Here is a 2,100-nt window from a genome sequence, read left to right as displayed (position 1 = left end):
ACATAAGCTATTCACCAATTAATAAAATAATGTCATCTGCTAGCTTACACCATGTATTCGTTCACGTGTAGCACCATTATCCACCCAAACGCATCATGAATATCCGCGAAGAACGTTCCGGATCTGTGACAAATTCGTGACGTTCGGGTTTATCCTGCCAAATCCTATCGCGGATTTCATCGGCAATTTCTTCGTTTCTGCTGCTTCCTCTCAGCAAAGGTAGCAGGTCCATACCATTTTCCTGGCCCAGACAAAATACCAGTCGACCACTTGCAGTCAGGCGGACCCGATTACAGGTGGCACAAAAATTTTCGCTGATGGGCGTGATAAATCCGATTTGCGAACGTGGGTGCTCTGCAAACTGAAAAAGCCGGGCGGGACCATTATCCGTCGGCCGAAAGGCCGGATACAAAGTGCCCAGCTCTTTTTCGATGAGCATTTTCGCTTCGCTTGCACTCAAAAATTCCGCGTTTTGGGCCTCGCTTCCGGCTTGTCCCAGGGGCATGGTTTCAATAAAACGGATATCAACATGCTGCGCCAAAGCGTAGCGCACCAGATCAGCGAGATTATGGCCGTTTTCGGTACGCATGAGCACCACATTCAGCTTAATACGGGGAATACCAGCACTGATTGCGACAGAAATTCCGTGCAGAACCTCTTGCAGATTTCCACCCCGGGTGACCCGGGCAAATACTTCCGGTTCCAAGCTGTCCAGACTGATATTGAGATTATTGACCCCGGATTGTTGTAGTTGTTCGGCCTTGCGAGCCAGTAACAGGCCATTTGTACTGATACTGATTTTACCAATTCCATGCTGATGGGCGGCAGCAATCAGATCAGGCAAGTACGGATGTATGAGTGGCTCACCACCAGTAAAGCGCATGTGGCGCACACCCAAGTCTGCAAAAACCCCGATCAGGCGATCATACTCATCCACCTGAAGGTGATCTTTTCTGGCAAAAAAAGGAGTGCCTTCTGCCGGTGAGCAGTAGGAGCAACGGAAATTACAGTGCTCCGTAACGGAAATACGCAGGTAAGTAATCTGCCTCCCGAAACGATCCGCCAGAGCGGATTCCCGTGCCGGTACAGCAAACACTTCCTGCGCCATATCCATTCACCTCAGCAATAATGAAAAAACTATACTAGACCTCTTTTCAGACCCAGTTCAACATTGCTGACGGCCATGGTACAGATTGATGACGTGTTGGGCCTCAACAAAAAACAGCCAGCGTTCAACACCAATACCAAAAACAACGGACACAATGGCAAGCCATGCGAAAAACAATTGCCCGGTCAGGAAGCCAATGATCAAAGCGGCCACCGGAATAATGAAGGCAAATATATACATCATGAATTTAATACTGCGCGCCTTGGCACTGAGCAAAGTATGTCCGAACTCTTCCGTCAGAAAAGTACCAAAGGTATGGCCCTGCTCTAGAATCCGCACGGTTGAACGGTTGAAACCGGTTGCCGTACGAATGGTCGGACCGTTTGGACGACCAATCCAGAAATAATAAATACCTTTCATGACCGCTGCCGCGACCAACAGACCCAGGGCAATTCCCACCAGGGTAAGCGCCGGTGCTCCCATGATCATTCGCTCGGCAGCCAGAATCGTGGCACCAATGGCCAAACCCATAACATAGAAATTTGCGGGTACAAGAGCCGTATTCCATTGGCGAATGGTTCTGAGCACGGCATAAATCATGCCCTGACAGAAAATGGTAATCAGACCAATCAGGCCAGCCAGATTCACCAGAATCAAACCTACCGTATCCTGTGTGCCTGCCGTGAAAAACACCCAGACCAGATAAGCAAAAGCAAACGGATAATATAACACCGCAAAAACTCCTTCTCGGGCCAACCAGGAGGTGCGCCAACGGGTAAAAGCCCTCCAGGCGTTCTTGGGGTTCGCCAGATGCGCGGTAGAAGAAAGCATGCCGATGCTGACAAAAACCAGCGAGAGAATGACTGCGACCATGGTCTGCAGGGGATTTAACCCGCCATCAATCTGAAAATCATTGATGATGGCCGTCAAGGCCATAATGCCAAAACCACCGCCAGAAAAAAGCGTCAGAAAAATAACTGCGAGTGCCGGAT

At 49.5% G+C, this 2,100-nt stretch carries 2 protein-coding genes; both read right to left on the bottom strand.

Annotated elements, in window-relative coordinates; all coding sequences use genetic code 11:
• Positions 1 to 76 precede the first annotated feature (76 nt).
• Positions 77 to 1,108, bottom strand: coding sequence for a GTP 3',8-cyclase MoaA (moaA, locus tag AC2VLY_RS00685; RefSeq protein WP_031575915.1), 1,032 nt, complete (start codon positions 1,106 to 1,108; stop codon positions 77 to 79).
• 57 nt (positions 1,109 to 1,165) lie between these two features.
• The coding region (locus AC2VLY_RS00680; RefSeq protein ID WP_486892275.1) for a dimethyl sulfoxide reductase anchor subunit family protein at positions 1,166 to 2,100 on the bottom strand (935 nt) is incomplete at its 5' end.

Source organism: Acidithiobacillus sp. TH-A36, assembly GCF_057473445.1.
Note: the sequence above shows the minus strand (reverse complement) of the source record. Positions and strands in the feature narration are given on the sequence as shown.